The organism is Acetobacter oeni, from assembly GCF_011516825.1.
In the GTDB taxonomy this organism is placed as follows: Bacteria; Pseudomonadota; Alphaproteobacteria; order Acetobacterales; family Acetobacteraceae; genus Acetobacter; species Acetobacter oeni.
In genome coordinates this window covers 1-16,990 of record NZ_WOTA01000025.1, presented here as the reverse complement: position 1 = coordinate 16,990, position 16,990 = coordinate 1, and the positions used below count along the sequence as shown (strand labels likewise).

At 55.3% G+C, this 16,990-nt stretch carries 16 protein-coding genes; 11 read left to right on the top strand and 5 right to left on the bottom strand.

The window, feature by feature from the left end:
• Positions 1 to 44 precede the first annotated feature (44 nt).
• From GOB90_RS14400 to GOB90_RS14385, 4 genes are all read left to right on the top strand, one after another.
• On the top strand, positions 45 to 1,544 hold the full coding sequence (locus tag GOB90_RS14400; protein WP_456304220.1) for an FAD-linked oxidase C-terminal domain-containing protein: 1,500 nt from the start codon (positions 45 to 47) through the stop codon (positions 1,542 to 1,544).
• 13 nt (positions 1,545 to 1,557) lie between these two features.
• On the top strand, positions 1,558 to 2,778 hold the full coding sequence (locus GOB90_RS14395) for an FAD-binding protein (protein WP_146890277.1): 1,221 nt from the start codon (positions 1,558 to 1,560) through the stop codon (positions 2,776 to 2,778).
• A gap of 173 nt (positions 2,779 to 2,951) precedes the next feature.
• Positions 2,952 to 4,256: a glycolate oxidase subunit GlcF gene (gene glcF / locus GOB90_RS14390; protein ID WP_146890280.1), complete on the top strand. Its 1,305-nt coding sequence runs from the start codon at positions 2,952 to 2,954 to the stop codon at positions 4,254 to 4,256.
• Between the two features lie 776 nt (positions 4,257 to 5,032).
• Complete coding sequence (locus GOB90_RS14385; RefSeq protein ID WP_173572114.1) at positions 5,033 to 6,736, top strand: retron Ec67 family RNA-directed DNA polymerase/endonuclease; 1,704 nt, start codon at positions 5,033 to 5,035, stop codon at positions 6,734 to 6,736.
• Between the two features lie 409 nt (positions 6,737 to 7,145).
• On the opposite strand, the gene GOB90_RS14380 is transcribed toward GOB90_RS14385, so the two are convergent.
• Entirely contained in the window at positions 7,146 to 7,364 is a 219-nt protein-coding gene (locus tag GOB90_RS14380) for a hypothetical protein (RefSeq protein ID WP_146890286.1), read from the bottom strand.
• A 101-nt stretch (positions 7,365 to 7,465) separates the two neighbouring features.
• Positions 7,466 to 7,765 carry a hypothetical protein gene (locus GOB90_RS14375; protein ID WP_173572113.1) on the bottom strand — a complete coding sequence of 100 codons (300 nt, stop codon included), beginning with the start codon at positions 7,763 to 7,765 and terminating at the stop codon, positions 7,466 to 7,468.
• A gap of 1,202 nt (positions 7,766 to 8,967) precedes the next feature.
• Here GOB90_RS14375 and GOB90_RS14370 point away from each other — a divergent pair.
• Positions 8,968 to 9,762, top strand: a complete 795-nt coding sequence (locus tag GOB90_RS14370; RefSeq protein WP_146890292.1) for a hypothetical protein — start codon at positions 8,968 to 8,970, stop codon at positions 9,760 to 9,762.
• Between the two features lie 60 nt (positions 9,763 to 9,822).
• Positions 9,823 to 10,152, top strand: a complete 330-nt coding sequence (locus tag GOB90_RS14365) for an SMR family transporter (protein ID WP_146890295.1) — start codon at positions 9,823 to 9,825, stop codon at positions 10,150 to 10,152.
• 476 nt (positions 10,153 to 10,628) lie between these two features.
• Here the strand turns inward: GOB90_RS14365 and GOB90_RS14360 are convergent, their stop codons facing one another.
• From GOB90_RS14360 to GOB90_RS14350, 3 genes are all read right to left on the bottom strand, one after another.
• Positions 10,629 to 10,979, bottom strand: a complete 351-nt coding sequence (locus GOB90_RS14360) for a RidA family protein (protein WP_146890298.1) — start codon at positions 10,977 to 10,979, stop codon at positions 10,629 to 10,631.
• A gap of 95 nt (positions 10,980 to 11,074) precedes the next feature.
• Positions 11,075 to 11,680, bottom strand: a complete 606-nt coding sequence (locus tag GOB90_RS14355) for a nucleotidyltransferase family protein (protein WP_173572112.1) — start codon at positions 11,678 to 11,680, stop codon at positions 11,075 to 11,077.
• A 26-nt stretch (positions 11,681 to 11,706) separates the two neighbouring features.
• A complete protein-coding gene (locus tag GOB90_RS14350) occupies positions 11,707 to 12,855 on the bottom strand; it encodes an XdhC family protein (RefSeq protein WP_146890304.1) in 1,149 nt (382 codons plus the stop codon).
• A gap of 152 nt (positions 12,856 to 13,007) precedes the next feature.
• Between GOB90_RS14350 and GOB90_RS14345 the strand changes: the two genes are divergently transcribed.
• The 5 genes from GOB90_RS14345 (at position 13,008) to GOB90_RS14325 (ending at position 16,830) form a co-directional block, all read left to right on the top strand.
• Positions 13,008 to 13,418: a host attachment protein gene (locus GOB90_RS14345; protein ID WP_146890307.1), complete on the top strand. Its 411-nt coding sequence runs from the start codon at positions 13,008 to 13,010 to the stop codon at positions 13,416 to 13,418.
• 54 nt (positions 13,419 to 13,472) lie between these two features.
• On the top strand, positions 13,473 to 14,141 hold the full coding sequence (locus GOB90_RS14340) for an MBL fold metallo-hydrolase (protein ID WP_146890310.1): 669 nt from the start codon (positions 13,473 to 13,475) through the stop codon (positions 14,139 to 14,141).
• Between the two features lie 139 nt (positions 14,142 to 14,280).
• Positions 14,281 to 14,751 carry a DUF192 domain-containing protein gene (locus GOB90_RS14335; RefSeq protein WP_242012058.1) on the top strand — a complete coding sequence of 157 codons (471 nt, stop codon included), beginning with the start codon at positions 14,281 to 14,283 and terminating at the stop codon, positions 14,749 to 14,751.
• Positions 14,752 to 14,878: 127 nt separating this feature from the next.
• Positions 14,879 to 15,850 carry an NAD-dependent epimerase/dehydratase family protein gene (locus tag GOB90_RS14330; RefSeq protein ID WP_146890314.1) on the top strand — a complete coding sequence of 324 codons (972 nt, stop codon included), beginning with the start codon at positions 14,879 to 14,881 and terminating at the stop codon, positions 15,848 to 15,850.
• Between the two features lie 284 nt (positions 15,851 to 16,134).
• Entirely contained in the window at positions 16,135 to 16,830 is a 696-nt protein-coding gene (locus tag GOB90_RS14325; protein WP_146890317.1) for a CHAP domain-containing protein, read from the top strand.
• Positions 16,831 to 16,990: the final 160 nt, after the last annotated feature.

The window sequence follows — 16,990 nt, the reverse complement described above, 5'->3', positions numbered from 1 at the left end:
CGCCAAACGGTCACCGCGTCACCAGACACGGGAAACCCAACCCTGTGACCATCAAAATGCCCCCGGCGGACCCGGCCATCATCGCTCGCCGCAACCAGCTCGCCACAGGCCTCCGCGCCATCGTCGGTAAAGAATGGGTCATCTCCGAAGAGTCCGAACGCGCCCCGTACCAGTGCGACGGCATCACCGCCTACATGGCCATGCCTCTCCTCGTCGTCCTCCCCGCCTCAGCCGACGAAATCCGCAGCATCCTCCTGTTCTGTAAAAAGCACAGCGTCAAAATCGTCCCCAGAGGCTCCGGAACCTCCCTCTCCGGCGGCGCACTCCCCGTCGAGGACGGAATCCTCCTCGGCACCGCACGCCTCTGTAATATCCTGGAAGTCGATCCCCTCGAACGCATCGCCCGCGTCCAGCCCGGCGTGCGGAACATCACCGTCAGCGAAGCCGCCAGCCCCCACGGCCTCTGCTACATGCCAGACCCCTCCAGCCAGATCATCTCCACCATCGGCGGCAACGTCGCCGAAAACGCAGGCGGCGTGCACTGCCTGAAATACGGCGTCACCGCCAACCATATCCTCGGCCTCGAAGCCGTGCTGATGAACGGGGATGTCCTCCGCCTCGGCGGCAACTACCTCGGCGCCGCAGAAGGCGGCCTCGACCTCATCGGCGTCCTCACCGGCTCCGAAGGCCTCCTCGCCGTCATCACCGAAATCACCGTCCGCCTCTCGCCCAGACCCGAAACCGCCCGCGTCCTCTCCATGAGCTTCCCCTCCGTGGACGCCGCCTGCCACTGCGTCGGCGCCATCATCGGCAGCGGCATCATCCCCGCCGGACTGGAGTTCATGGACCGCAAAGTCCTCGACGCCGTCGCCCCCCTCATCCAGGAAACCTTCGACGCAAACACCGCCGCCCTCCTCATCTGCGAACTCGACGGCAGCAAAGCCGAAGTCGATGCCCTCGTGCAGACAGTCACCGCCATCGCCCGCAAGGAAAGCGCGCTCGAAGTCCGCGCCAGCACCTCCGACGCCGAACGCGAACGCATCTGGCGCAGCCGTAAACTCGCCTTCGCCGCCATCGGCAAAATCTGCCGCGATTACTACTGCACAGACGGCACCATCCCCAGAAACCGCCTGCCCGATGTCCTCGCAAAAATGGCCGTATTTTCAGAGAAATACGGCCTCGATTACGCCAACTGCTTCCACGCCGGCGACGGCAACCTCCACCCCATCATCATGTATGACTCCCGCAAACCCGGTGACCTCGAAAAAGCCGAGGCATTCGGCGCCGACGTCCTGCGGACCTGCGTCGATGTCGGCGGCGTCCTCAGCGGCGAACACGGCATCGGCGTCGAAAAGCGTGACCTCATGACCCACCAGTTCACCGCAACCGACCTCGAACAGCAGCAAACCCTCCGCTGCGCCTTCGACCCCACCGAACTCCTCAACCCCGGCAAAATGTTCCCAACCCCCTGCCGATGCGCCGAGTTCGGCCGCATGCACGTCCATAACGGACAACTCCGCTTCCCCGATGTGCCGCGTTTCTGAAAGGACCAGAACCATGTCAGAAACCGCAGAACAGGCCACCATATCCATGCGCCCGACCCGAGGCGAAGAGGTATCGGCAATCGTAAAAGATGCCGTCCTGAACGGCCATAAACTCGCAATCCAGGGCAACGGAACCCGCGCCGGATACGGTAACCCCGTCCACGCCGACGCCACCCTCGAACTCGGTGGCCTCGACCACATCGAATTCTACGAACCCGAAGAACTCGTCATCCGCCTCGGCCCCGGCGTGACCATGCAAACCCTCCAGGCCACCATCGCAGAGCGCGGCCAGTACCTGCCCTTCGAGCCCCCGTCCTGGACCGGCCTGTACGGCACCGATCCCGCCCGCGCCACCATCGGCGGCACCATGGCCTCAGCCCTCTCCGGCCCCCGCCGCCTCTTCACCGGCGCCGCCCGCGACTACATCCTCGGCATCCAGGGCATCAACGGCCAGGGCGAGCCCTTCACCGCCGGAGGCCGCACCGTCAAAAACGTCACAGGATACGACGTCAGCAAACTCATGGTCGGCTCCTTCGGCACCATCGCCGCACTCACCTCCCTGACCCTCAAACTCTGGCCCGCTCCGCCCCGCGAACAAACCCTCCTCTTCGAAGCCACAGACGTCGAAGCCGATCTCATCCAGACCGCCGCAATCCTCCGCACCCCCGTCGCCGTCAGCGGCGCCACCCGTCTGCAAACCCCGCAGGGCTGGCAACTCGCTTTCCGGATCGAAGGGATGGAGGAAGGCGTGGCCGAACACGTCGCCGCACTCACCCGCCACATGGCCCGCCCCCCCGCCGCCACGCTCGACGACAGGGACAGCGCCGCCCTCTGGGCCTCCATCCGCGAACTCGCCCCCCTGAACGCCGCCCCTGACGACCTCATCTGGCGCATCAACCTCCCGGTCTCGCAGGCAACAGCCTTCATCGACCAGGCCACACAGGGGGCAGGGCAGGGGAGCGGCCTCTCCCGCTTCTTCACCGACTGGGGTGGTGCGGAAATCTTCTGTGCCACACAGCCGGAAACCGCGACCGCTGAAAGCGTCACCCGCCTCCGCACCATCGCGAAAACCCACGGCGGCCACGCCACCCTCATCCGCGCCCCGGAGGCTCTCCGCCGCAGCCAGGGCGCCTTCCCACGCGCTTCCGATGCCGTCGCCGCCCTGTCCGCCCGCGTCCGCGCCGCTTTCGACCCGATGGGCCTGTTCAATCCCGGCCGGATGACAGTCCTGTGAAAACGTATCATCAGGGCGCCGCCCTGAAACTCGCCAAAGGTCACAGACCTTTGGAAACCATTTTGTTTATCAAGCCGGGATCAAAGGGATCGCGTCCCTTTGCGGGGTGCGGGGCAAAGCCCCTAAAAGCACCAGCCCGCCCCCCTGAACACCAGTAAACAAAGGCCGACACCATGCTCAGCCACATCCCGCAGAAGCTCCTCGAAAACCCTGACATCGCCCTCTCCGGCGATATCATCGGCAACTGCGTCCATTGCGGCATCTGCCTCTCCCACTGCCCGACCTACACAGTCATCCACAACGAAAACGACAGCCCCCGGGGCCGTATCTTCCTTATCAGGGATATGTACGAAAAAGGCGGCGCCCCCGACGCAAAAACCGTCGAACATCTCGACCGCTGCCTGACCTGCCTCGCCTGCGAAGCCATCTGTCCCTCCGGTGTCGAATATTCAAAACTCATCGGCCACGCCAGAGAATATGTCGAGGCCAATTATACCCGCTCCCACTGGCAGCGCGCCGTCCGCTCCACCCTGGAAATGCTGCTCCCCCGGCCGGAACTCTTCCGTCTCTCCCTCTATGCCGGCAAACTCGGACGCCCCTTCCGCAGCCTCTTCTCCGGCACAATCCGCGCCATGCTCGACATGGTCCCGAAAAACCCCCTGCCTGCCAAAGGCAACATCAATAAACCCGGCCTCTACGCCACGAAGGAAACCCGCAAAAAGCGCGTCGCCCTCCTCACCGGCTGCGTCCAGAATACCCTCGATCCCGCCATCAACGATGCCACAGTCCGCCTCCTCAACCGTCACGGCGTCGATGTCGTCGTCGCACGCGGCGCCGGCTGCTGCGGCGCCCCCGCCGAACACATGGGCGACGAAGACAAAGCCCTCCCCTACGTCAAAGCCAATATCGACGCCTGGCTCCGCGAAGCCGACAGCCCCGAAGGCCTCGACGCCATCGTCATCAACGCTTCAGGCTGCGGCACCTCCGTCAAAGCCTACGGCCACGCCCTCCGCAACGACCCCGCCTGGGCCACAAAAGCCGCCCGCGTCAGCGCCCTCGCCAAAGACATCACCGAATTCATGACCACCATCGGCCTCAACAAACCAGCCATAGAAACCGGCCAGCGCGTCGTCTACCACTCCGCCTGCTCCATGCAGCACGGCCAGCGCATCACCGTGCAACCCAAAGCCCTTCTGGAAGAAGCCGGCTTCGAAGTCCTCGATGTCCCCGAAGGCTACCTCTGCTGCGGCTCCGCCGGAACCTACAACCTCCTCCAGCCCGAAATCGCCAACGAACTCAAAGCCCGCAAACTGAAAAACCTGAAATCCGTCCACGCACAAATCGCCGCCAGCGGTAACATAGGCTGCATCACCCAGCTCGCCGACGAAGCTGGAATCCCCTTCGTCCACACCGCCGAACTCCTCGACTGGGCCACCGGCGGCCCCCTCCCTCCGGCGATGACGGAGAGGGCGCATTGACCGTGTGTCTGGAAGCAAAACCTGAACGTGACTTTCCGGGCTCTGCCCGGACCCGGCAAAGGTCTCAGACCTTTGCAAACCATTTTATTATAAAAAACGAGTTATAAAAAATTGAGGCAATAATTGTTTGGCAATCATACCGCTTGCAAATATGTCCGCTCCCGCCTACATGCCGGACATCAAAGCGGCTCTGACAATTGCCCAAAAGCCGACATTGCTATGCGAACCGCAATATAGAGAGTTGGGAATTTTCACGACCGTCCGATTCAAAACGTCAAGGCATCCATTTCGGACGCAAAATTAAGACCAAACGTGATGTTCGTTTCCGCTGATAGCGCAGTAGGGTGGTGGGAAGCGACAAAGTTATAGAATTTATGGAAAAGAAGCCCGTTCTTCGCGGCAATGAATTTGAAAGTATTTCGCAATCTCTTGATTCCTTATGCAAATGATATAAAGTACAGTATGGACCGAAATTAGGTTCTGAAAGATAATTATATTTGGATGTCTTACTTGATCTATTTTAGTATCGCTTGTTGGTTAACATGTAATCGAGTGTCTCGATACGGGAAACTTGGAAAGCCAATCGATAAGATACTTGCCTAATCGATTGACGACAGTATAGATGCAGGTGGCTCGCGGACAGATTTTTTGTCGCGCTTCGCGACACGTGAAAAGAATGTGCGGGAGAATTGCTCCTGCGGTCATTTCGGCAATCCCTTAGGGCCTTCAGCTTGCGAAGGAGTGTCCGCGAGCCAACGGACATGGTCGGAGGCAATGTGAAGAGGATCGATCAGCTCCGGCTGACAAATTGTTTGGCCGACGTGGCCGAGTTGCTCGGGTTTCAGCCAAAGTTGTTCGCATGGGTGATCTACAAACAACCGTATAAGTACGCGACTTTCGAAATTCCGAAATCTCGAGGCGGCGTCAGGTTGATCAAGGCCCCGGAGGATAGGCTCAAGAACGTGCAATCTCGCCTTGCCAAACTGCTTCAGGATTGCATTAGCGACATCAACGAGAAGCGGGAACAGACAGAGAAGTTATCGCACGGCTTTCGGCGTGGGTATTCCATCATTACGAACGCTTATCAACATCGCAGCCGACGGTTCGTTCTCAACGTTGATCTCACGGATTTCTTTGGCTCCATTAATTTTGGACGTGTCCGCGGCTTCCTGATGACGAACAAGCATTTCGCGCTGCAAGAGCGAACAGCAACCGTAATCGCCCATATCGTGTGCGATGATAACAGCTTACCGCAAGGCGCTCCGACTTCGCCTGTTGTGTCGAATCTGATCGCGCACATTCTAGACGTGAGACTGGCGAAACTGGCTCGCAAGTATGGCTTGCATTACACCCGTTATGCAGATGATCTGACTTTTTCGACGAATTCTCGCAGTTTCTCGACCGAAGTTGCAACGCCCGATGCCGCTGGTCATTGGGTAGCCGGTAAAGCCTTGGAAAAGGTTATCACGCGTGCGGGCTTCTCCCTCAATACGAGCAAGACGAGGATGCAACTGCAGCAGTCTCGGCAGGATGTTACCGGCATCATCGTCAATAAGAAAGTTAACATCCGATCAGAATACTACCGTGAGGCACGAGCCAAATGCCATCACCTTTTCTGCACTGGCACGTACCTGACAAAGAAAGTCGTGCGCAAAGAGGACGGAACAAGTGCAGTTGAAAGCGTGATAGGGACCCTCGATCAACTTGAGGGAATTTTGAGTTTTATCGATAGCGTAAAGCGCTTCAAAATGACATTTGATCGCGAGTATAAGCTCACAGGGCCAGAACGATTATATCGCAATTTCCTTTATTATCGTCATTTTTATGCGCCACCTTTGCCCATGATCTTGTGTGAAGGTAAGACGGACAACATCTATCTACGTTGCGCCATTCAGAAGTTTGCTTCGGATTATGGGCAGCTAGCTCAAGAAGAGGGCGATGCGATCAAGCTACGGGTGCGATTATTCAACTACTCGGATCATACCAAGCGCCTGATGAGCTTGGGCGGCGGCACCGGTCAGATCAAAGACCTGCTTTCGAATTACTGCAAAATCATGAAGCCCTTTTTATCGATGGGCGAGCGCAATCCCGTCATTGTGCTGATCGACAATGACTCAGGCGCAAAATCAATATTTAGCTGGATCAGTTCAACCACCGGGAGGCGATGCGATGGCAAGGAGTCATTCTACTATCTCGGTGAAAACCTCTATCTGGTTCCAACGCCTCGGACGGACGAAGATGGCGACACTATGATCGAAGACTTTCTTCCATTGAAATGGCGAGAAGAGAAACTGGGTGGGAAAACACTAAATTTGGGAAGCAATATCAATCGTGATAAAGAGTACGGGAAAGCACTGTTCGCTGAGTACGTCATCAAAAAGAACCGTAAGGACGTCGATTTCGTCCAGATGAAGCTCGTCCTAGATCGGATCGTCGCAGTTATTAATGACTATGCTGCAATGATGGCCACAAGTACATAGCGCAAGTCGGTCAGTAAATTATGCGCTAGCCATGCATATTTTGAAGTCTTTGATTCCGTCGCGCATCTTGTGTGTTCTCTTGTCGTAGCAGCTACGACGGATCGGGAAAAAGCGGAGGGTTTGCCACTGAGAGTGCAAAGTTGTCCTTTGAGCGTCCGTAATAGGGGCGATAGCTATCATGAACGTGAGCGCAGCGAATGGATGCTGTCGATTACTCCTTCCTAATAACCAACATTCCGCCCCCCCCCGCTAGACAGCCTATCGGCTCAGCAGAAACAAAGCAGACAGGCTGTAGTCACCCATATGGCTGACACCCATGTGGGTATGACGGTTGTCCGAAAGCCGACATTGCTATGCGAATCGCTATAGAACGAGTTTGGGACGTAGCGGTCGTTCGCAGAGTGATACTCTACGGTCGGCTTTCGGGAGAAATGGACGTTCGGAGGCTTCTGAATTTCGGCCCAGGGACGAGCAAGCGTGGCCGATTCTGCAGCATGTCGCGATCTTGCCCGTCGGTCACACCGGGATCGACGATAGTGTCTTCGATGTTCGGCACCAGCCCGGCGAATTGCTCCAAGCCGTAATTAATCCCGAAGTGACCGACGGGCAGGATGCGGATACTGGTCACGCCTCGGTGCCTCACACCGTGCTGCCGTGGCCTACCCTCTCTGCATCGCCGATGTTTGCTGGTTTGCCAGGCGATGCACGGCGCGGTGGTGAAGCCGAGGCCTACTTGTCGGGCATCTCGCTGATCTTGAAGTCGGTCTTGTTGTGAGCGATCCGCATTTCGAGCTCAATCGCATCACCATGCTCCATGGTCGTCTTACCGGTCGTGGTGACGAGCTTGCCGCTCCGAACCTCGTGACCTGCCTTGAGCAGGTCGCTCACTTCGTAGATCGTTTTCCACCCGATATTCTGGTATGTCCACGTTTTGTCCGGCTTCTGTTGACAGTGGTACACCGTGAACTGAGACTTCAAGTGATTCAGCTCCCCTTTCGGGCGAACTGCCGTGATGCGATACTTTTCCATTACCTACCCTGTCGTTTGGTTGTCCGATCACGGGCGACGTTGATTTAACATAGGAACTGTTCCGCATCGATGCCAGTATGTGTGTGTGCCACGCACACCCGAGAGCCGCGCGGGTGCCCGCTGGCGCCCACCCCTCGCCCGGTGAGCCCGGCGACGTCAGGGAAACATCAAGGGTGACTAGCAGCCGGCCCAATCAAGCGGGAAATAAACCGTTCTGCCGGAAATGCCAAGAATGTCTCAGCAGCAGCCATTCCTGGAGGTTCCATCCCACAGAAGAAAGAAGGGCGGCTTGCAGGATAAGCGCAACGAGCCTGGAACGGCTACAATTGGCGCCCCCCTGCCGAACCGCTAAATAAATTGGGAACGCCGGGTTTTGGCAGGAACGGTCATACACGCGCGCGCCGGGGAATGGCTTGAGTTGGTCGGTAACAGTCACTTCGACTTGATGCCGATAATATCTGCTATCAGCGTGGCGCATTCCCGAATGCAGACCGCAGGAAGTCCCGCTAAACAGCCTGTTTGCTCAACGAATGGCAGCAGACAGGCTGTAGTCGCCGTCATGTCGGGCATACGTGCCGATGAACAGCTTTCCGCACTGGGGACATAAGCAACATGCTGTCTCTTAGTCGAGCGGGCCCGTTAGCATTCAATGTGTATCGATGATGGGCTGAACAGACGCGGCCCTTTTACGATATGCGAAGACATGCGACCTTTCAGACCTTTACGAATTTCGGATACAAAAGCTTCCAACGTGGGGACATAGACGTAGTCTTTTTCAAAACGGGTAGGAGACACAACATAAGTCCCGTCTTCGTGTCGATGCGGCGTAACAATTTCGCCCTTCTGCCGCCCGCGTGAGACTTTCGCGAAAACCTTCATTTTCTATCTGTCCTAGAACAAAACTTTCGGCATGTAGATCACCGAGTGAAGGCAGTTACAAGTGTAACACGGCAGAAAAGATGTCTGGGCGCTTCAAACCGGACATTCAGCTTTCCCCCAAAGAGGACATAATTACAAACGAAATAATTCCTCTTACTTTCATGGTTAAAAATCGGCTGACACCAGCGAACAATACGGTTTCACTAAAGAAAAATCTTTTGCCAGAACACACAGTCATAGCAGAAGCCACAAAAACAACTTGCCCCGGACCCCAATAAACTCAAGAAACACACCATACAAATACAACACGAAATCAAATCACAATGAACCTGACCCGCTCCATAACCCTCGCCGGACTGGCCCTCTCCCTCATCGCCTGCTCCGGCACACCCCCGCTCTCCTACGCCGTCCTCCGTACCGGCAACATCCCCGAACCCACCTTCGAGCGCCTGGAAACCGTCACCAACCAGAGAAACACCCAACTCCACCGCGCCGAAACCAGCCCCGCCAGAACAGGCGGCACATTCCTCGAACCACGATATGTCTACATCATCACACCACCTTTCACGCCGCAAACAACCGACCTCCGCATCGCTCCCTTCACGGCCTACGCAGGCAACTCGAAAACCACCGAAGTCGCCGGCAATCTTCAGGCTACCCTCGTTTCCCGCCTGAAATCACAGGGGCTTTTCCATTCCGTCGAACTGTTCAACCCGAACACGCAGACCGCGCCGGAAACGGTCGTCATGACAGGCGCCGTCAATCAGGCCGACAGCAACGATGTCGCGCTCAGCGGCAACGCTCACACCCAGACCGAAATCGTATTGTACCAGAACAACGCGGTAAAAGGCGCCATCGTCCTGAACCTGTCCCAGCTCAGCGGCTACACCATGGTCCCGTCCGCCGCCGTCATGATCGGCATGGCCCTCGCCAGCGTCACACAGGGTAGCAGAGCCGCCTGGACAGCCGATAAAGTCGCCCATATCATGAAGAAAGTTCAGAAAGGCGAACTGGAAGGCATCGACACCAGCAGCGGAGAAGCGACCGCGCTCAAATTCACCGCCCCCGCGCCAGTCGTCCAGCCAGTCCCCGCAATCCCGGCCAGCTCAGCACCATAAAGCCGCTCCGACCACAAAACCCACTCGCATTAACATCGATTTTTCAATAAAGACCCTGCCGTGAACAGACTCTTCCTCGCAGTCGCCATCCTGTCCGAAGTCATCGCCACATCCTGCATGAAAGCCTCGGACGGTTACACAAAGCTCGTCCCGTCCGCCATCAGCATCCTCTGCTACGTCGTCTCGTTTTACTTCCTCTCCCAGGCCCTCAAAACCATCCCGACCGGCATCGCTTACGCCATCTGGTCCGGCGTCGGCATCGTCCTGATCTCCCTTATCGCCTGGCTCTTCCAGGGCCAGAAGCTGGACACCCCGGGCATCGCCGGCATGACCCTCATCATCGCTGGCTGTCTCATCATGAATCTCTTTTCAAAGACTTCAGCCCACTAAAGAGACACACGGCAGGGCAGGGGACCACACTCGACCCCCGAAAATCAATCCGGAATCAAAATAAAAAAGTCCGTAACTCTCTGGAATCCGACCCCCGCTCAGTCCGTTCCCACAACAAAAAACAGAAAAATTCCCAACCCCGCCAAGGCAGGGACGGTTTTACTCAGCGATCGCAGCCAGAACGGCCCGACCCGATAAACCCCGCAGCCATGAGCCAGACCGCATCAGTACACAGCCCGCAACCACCACCCGAACAAAGGCCCCGGAAACAATCCGTGATACCCCTCCCGTTTCACCCCGACCCGTCTGGAAAACAGAACGCCGGATTCCACCCGAATGACCGGGCAAAATCGCAGGCTCTGCCCGCGCCCGGCAGAAAGCGCGGCTTCCCGGTCCCGGATAAACCGACGCCCAGGGCTCCGCACCCTCCGACGGGCGCGACAGGGCAGAGCCCCGCAACAACAGATAAGCCGACCTTACTTCGTCGTGATCAGCATGATCTCAACCAGAACCCGCGGATCAGCCAGCGTCGCCTGCACACACGCGCGGGCCGGCGCCATGCCTTCCGGCAGCCACTTGCTCCACACGCGGTTCAGCGCTTCACGATCCGCAATGTCCTTCACCCAGATCTGAGCCTGAAGAATGCGCGTGTTATCCGTGCCATGCTCTTCAAGGATCGCGTCGATCTGAATCAGAATGTCCTTCGTCTGCCCTTCGGCATCCAGCGACAGATCTTTCGCCACCACGCCCTGGGTGAAGACAAAACCGTGATACTCAACAGCCTTCGACAGAATGGCGTTCGGTTCCGTCCGTAGAATTTTACTCATGGAATTCTCCTGATCCTGTATGCAGGCCCGTTCATACCGTAACTGCCGGAATGTCTGGCGCGCGGCAAAGAGAAGTAGAGCCCCCGGCGCCGGATTCAAAGTCCGGAAAACACATCCAGAGCCTCCGGCGTGTCGAAATCGACAAAAATCGACGCATCCGCCCTGACTGAAGCTCTCCTTATATCAGGCGACCGAAGCAGTTTTCGCGCTCCCTCATCGCCATTCAGAGCCATAAGAGCCTCGAACCACCGCGCATCCCACAACACCGGATTGCCGGATCGGCCATCGCATTCCGGCACCACAACATCAGCCCCCGTCGCCTTGTGGCACCCGATCAGAGCGTCAATCACCGGCCCGGCGACAAGCGGCATATCGCCCAGACAGATCACCGCCCCCCCGGCGCCCATGTCGCGGGCATAAGCTATCCCGGCCCGGAGCGACGCCGAAATCCCGTCACCCGCATCGGCCGCCTCCCGGATCGCAAACCGCACCCCGTCCGCCCGGCCCGCGATCGCACGCGAGGCAGCCAGCGCAACCAGCCCCTTCGCATCCGGAACCACAATGCAGATCCGTTCCACATCGCTCGAAGCAACCTGCATGATCGTCCGGCCAATCATGCTCCGCCCCGCCGCGTCCCGCGCAAGCAGCTTATGCCGGTCGCCGGTCCGCAAAGACCGCCCCGCCGCGAGAATGACAGCCACAATCCCGCGCCCTGAGTCGCCCCCGGTTATGAAAATTCTCCTTCAGACCCGGCCACGCACGATTCATCCGTCAACGCGGACGTTCTCGCCGGAGACCACCAGTCCTCCCGAACCGCCAGCGGAGCCCCGCGCCGGACCGCAATAATATCAGCCAGAATGGAGACAGCTATTTCCTGTGCGCCAACCGCGCCGACCGGCAGCCCCACCGGCCCCCGGATTTTTTTAAGGAGCTGTTCCTCCACGCCCTCACCCTGCAACCGTCTGAGCCGTGCTGCATGTGTCCGGCGAGACCCCAGAGCGCCGATATAAAACGCAGGACTCCGAACCGCGACACCAAGAGCCGGATCATCCAGTTTGGCATCGTGCGTCAGCGTCACAATCGCCGTCCGCGTGTCGATTTGCAGTTCAGCCAGCGCTTCGTCCGGCCACTCGACCATAAGCTCCGCGTCACGAAAACGCTCCGGCGTTGCCAGTCCTCCCCGCGGATCGATGACAATCGTCTCAAACCCCATGGCCGCGCCCATCGCTGTCAGCGTCTGGGCAATATGCACCGCGCCAATAACAATAAGCCGGACAGGAGGGCATATTCCCTGCCAGAACCAGATCTGCCCGGTTCCGTCCTCCAGCCTGAAGCACCTGTCACTCTCAGGACCACCCGCTCCGCTCACAATCTCCGGCGGTACACGATCGGATTCCGGCACCATCAGTCCGTCGGCAACAACCGCATGACCGGCACCATCCAGAGTTCTCAGAAGAGCCAGCGCCCTCCGCTCATCCATTCCCCGAACAACCCGGTCCAGAAGATCGGCACTAAAGGTCCCGGCAGGAGAGGACAAACTGTGAACTGCTTCCACAAAGATGGCCAGACTGCCCCCGCAGGCCAGCTGAACACCCCACCTGTTCGCCTCCGCTCCGCCATAGTTCAGCAGGGCAGGGGGAGCGCCATCAATAATATCCCGTCCGGCATGAATGACATCAGCCTCAACGCACCCGCCACTCACCGATCCTTCAACCCGCCCGTCCGATCCGATGACCATTGTACTGCCGGGCGGCCGCGGAGAACTGCCAGATGTGCCTACGACCGTGGCGATAGCTACACCCTGACCTTTAGCAATCCATTGCCGGGCATAGTGAAAGGACTCTGCAAGCAGCCTGGCGGTCGATTTCTCTGGCATGACGCTGACTGTATCAGATCGGACAGAGTGAACCAGCGCCCTTCTCGCATTGGGGGGTTGCCGAAGAGGGCCATAAGGCTCATTTCTTCCGGCTAAGAAGACTCGTGCCCGGATGAGTTTATCGGGGCATGTACCGAAGAAAGGACATACCTATGCCAAACAGCTTTGATGGCGAAACAGCCTACGTCGTCGCCGATGGCGGGAAAGCAAAGTTTTTCAAGCATAAGGATGGAAAGTTCGAGGAAATAGCGTCCTTCGATTCTGAGAAGCATGAAGGCACGCCCGGTATGACCCCGTCAGGCTCATCCCGTGATGAACAGAAAAAAGATGCGTTCGCACGTGTCGTTGCCGACCGTATGAACGAGATTACAGACAGAAGCTCAGATCTGGATGGTTTCGTGCTCGCAGCGCCCGGTGAGTTTCTTCATGATCTTCGGCAGCATCTTTCCAAACCTGCTCAGCAGAAGCTGATCAAGACACTGGTAAAGGATCTGACCAATATCCCGGCAAAGGAACTCCCGTCTCACTTTGATATCCCTGAAACGGGCTGGAAAACGGCCTGATCGGTAAAGATCACAGGCCTGTTTTCTTTTGCATGCAAAGAGTGACCTTATAAAATGAGTAGCGCTGGCCGCTTCGAGATAGAAAGGGTGCCTGTCACTCCTTTCCATCAGAACTGTTCGCTCGTCTGGTCGCCGGAAACCAGACACGCGTTCATTGTCGATCCCGGCGGTGACACAGATAAATTGCTGGCCCGGGTAGAAGCGGTCGGTCTGGTCATCGATGCAATTCTGCTGACACATGGCCATCTTGATCACGTGGGGGGTGCCGCGCATCTGTACGCGGCCCTCGAAGCCCGCCAGGGAAAAGGTTCAGTCAGACTGATCGGCCCGTCCAGAGAAGATGAATTTCTCCTGCATTCAGTGGAAGCTCAGGCTGCTCATTTCGGGATGACTGATCTGGGCAGCGTTCAGCCGGAACAGTATACGAGCGACGGTGAAACTTTGACTGTCCTCAATCGTACCTATCAGGTAAGGCATATTCCCGGTCATACTCCCGGACACGTCGTGTTTTTTGATGACCACGACAAAGTGCTCTTTGCAGGCGATACCCTTTTCAGAGGCGCCGTCGGAAGAACCGATTTCCCTTACGGAGACGGAAAGCAGCTGATCGATTCTATCCGCAGGAAAATCATTCCTATGGGAGACGACGTTATGGTGTTGCCCGGCCACGGAGCGCCGACCACAATCGGTGAAGAGCGCAAACATAACCCCTTTCTTCAGTGATTGCTCAAACTTTAAAAATCATGACGCAACGAGCACTTAACAATTAATGATAATGCCGTTCTGTCTCGTGATCGCAAGGAAATCAGCCGTCGTGCATGCGTTCTCTTATTACCGGGCAATTCTGATTTTGTGCCCGATATTGGTTTTATGCACCACATATTGTGGACACACAGCAGTGGCGGCTGACTACGCATCGCCGCCTGCGAAAGCACAATCGCAACTGGCGCGCGAGGCATTGAGCATCCACTCCCGGAACGGCATACACCGGTTTTCCGTCGAGATTGCTAAGACTCCACGTGAGCAGGAAGTGGGGGAGATGTTCCGGCCAGACATTCCACCCGATGGTGGTATGCTGTTTGTGTGGCCTGCTGCGCAGCAGAGCGATATGTGGATGGAAAATACGCTCTGTTCCCTGGATATCGTTTTCATTGGAGAAGATCACCGCATTCAGTCCGTTATAGAAAATACAGTTCCGGAAAGTCTCGCGCGTCTGAGTAGTCATGCTCCTGTTGTCGCAACACTTGAATTACAGGGAGGTATAACCGCGAAGCTTGGCATCTCTGTCGGAGATGTCGTAAATGCGCCCATATTTGATAAGAAAAAATTGTGATTATTCTCGGAAATCGCGAATGTGTATCTCGTGTGATGCGCGTAATGTAGTCACATTTGTTTTGGGAAATATGTAGAAAATTGCCCCGCTTGGTATCCCATAATGGTGGCAATGACGGGGAGTCGGAGTGAGTATTTTAGTAACAGGCGCTGCGGGTTTTATTGGAGCGAGAGTCTGTCAGGCGCTGCTGGAGCAAGGTGAGTGTGTTATTGGAATCGATAATCTAAATAATTATTATAATACTGAATTAAAAAAAGAACGTCTTTCTATTCTTTTATCAAATAAATTATTTTCTTTTAATGAAATTGATTTAACATCAGTTGACCTGAGTAGTTTCTTTGATAAGAAGCAATTGAATGATATTAATTTTGTAATTCATTTTGCTGCTCAGGCTGGTGTTCGGCACTCAATGAGTGTTCCGATGGATTTCGTTGACACTAATATAAAAGGTCATATCGCGATACTTGAATTTTCCAGGAAGTTGGCAAATATAAAGCACTTTATTTATGCTTCTTCGTCTTCTGTATACGGACGAAATACAGCATTGCCTTTTCGCGAGAGTGATAGAGTCGATCATCCTGGTTCGGTTTATGCTGCGTCAAAGCGTGCGGCTGAACTGATATCTGATTGCTACCAGCATTTATATGGTTTGCCGCAGACGGGTCTGAGATTTTTCACTGTGTATGGCCCATGGGGACGGCCAGACATGGCCTATTTTAAGTTCGCGCAGGCTATTATGCGCGGTGAGACTTTGACATTATATAATGGAAAACACCTGTCTCGTGATTTCACTTACATAGATGATGTGGTGGATGCTGTCTTGAAAGTTGTTTCTTTTTCTCCTCCCGTTGATTGCGCCAGAATTTTGAATGTTGGTAATAACTCTCCGGAATCAGTATTGTATTTGGTAAATCTCTTAGAAAAATTTCTTAAAAAACCGGCCTTTATTTCTGTGGTATCTCGCCCTGCGGCAGATGTTGAAACGACATGGGCATCTGTTGATGCAATTAAAGAAATTGTGGGGTGGGAGCCTAAAACGTCGTTTGATGATGGTATTGAAAAATTTTCAACTTGGTTTATCAGGAGTGATTATTTATAATTTATTATCATAAACATTAAATTTAAACTCAATAATGCGATTTTTTAAGTTTGTTTGAGATCAAATATAATTAATATTTGAAGAATTTCAAAATCTTAAGAGAGATATTTTGATGTGCTTAAAGGAGCATGTTTTGGGAATTTATTCCTAAAAATTCGATATAAAACGAACCTTGCCGAATAACTGGTTGAGTGATGCGAACTCCTGTCGTTCTCGGCTTGTCAGGCTGGCTTTGTGCTTGCTACCCACATTTGGTAATTTAAATTGATGTGGGGCGGGAAATTATGTGGCTGGGTCAGTTCGGATTTAGGCGTTTAAGTGCGACTGTCCTTACAACTGTTTCTCTTGCCAGTTTCCTCCTTCCTTCTCACGGGTACGCTCATCGTGTTTCCCGTAATGCAGGTCATTATAGGCATTATGCATCAGCTTATGATCATGTGATTCAGTGTGTAGCGTTTGCGAAGTCTGAATCAGAAGTTGCTTTGTCGGGGAATGCGCGGGACTGGTGGTATAATGCTTCTGGCCGCTATGCGAGAGGTCAGGTGCCTGAACCCGGGAGTGTTTTAAACTTTCGGCCGATTCGTAAAATGCCTCTTGGGCATGTGGCTGTTGTCACAGGTACGGTGAATGATCGGGTTATTACTATTGATCAGTCTCACTGGGGGCAGAGTGGCATTAGTCGCAATATCCGTGTAGTCGATGTATCGCCGGGAAATGATTGGTCGGCGGTTCGTGTCGAACTAAACCGGCAATCCGGCACATTTGGGTCTATTTACCCAACATATGGATTTATTTATTCGCGGCCAGATAGTCGTTCCAATGTGATGGTTGCTGAAGCTTCGGAAAATTCGTCTGAAATTTCTGATCAGTATGCAGAAGCCCCGGTAACTGCGGGCGGGGTAGAGGATCATTATCTGTCCAGGGAATTTGTGCCTCACCGTCGACATTTGATTTCTCGTGTAAAACGTCATGTCAATTAAGGGTATTATTTAATTGTATCTATCTGGAGCAGCTTCGTTTAATTAAATACACTCAGAGTATCACGTTATTGTTGGTCTTGTGAGTGATCTGGACGAGCAGTCTGCGCGTTCTGAGGTTGAGGCGACTTCCTGAGGCGGAGCAGCAGGTAACGCTTCAGGT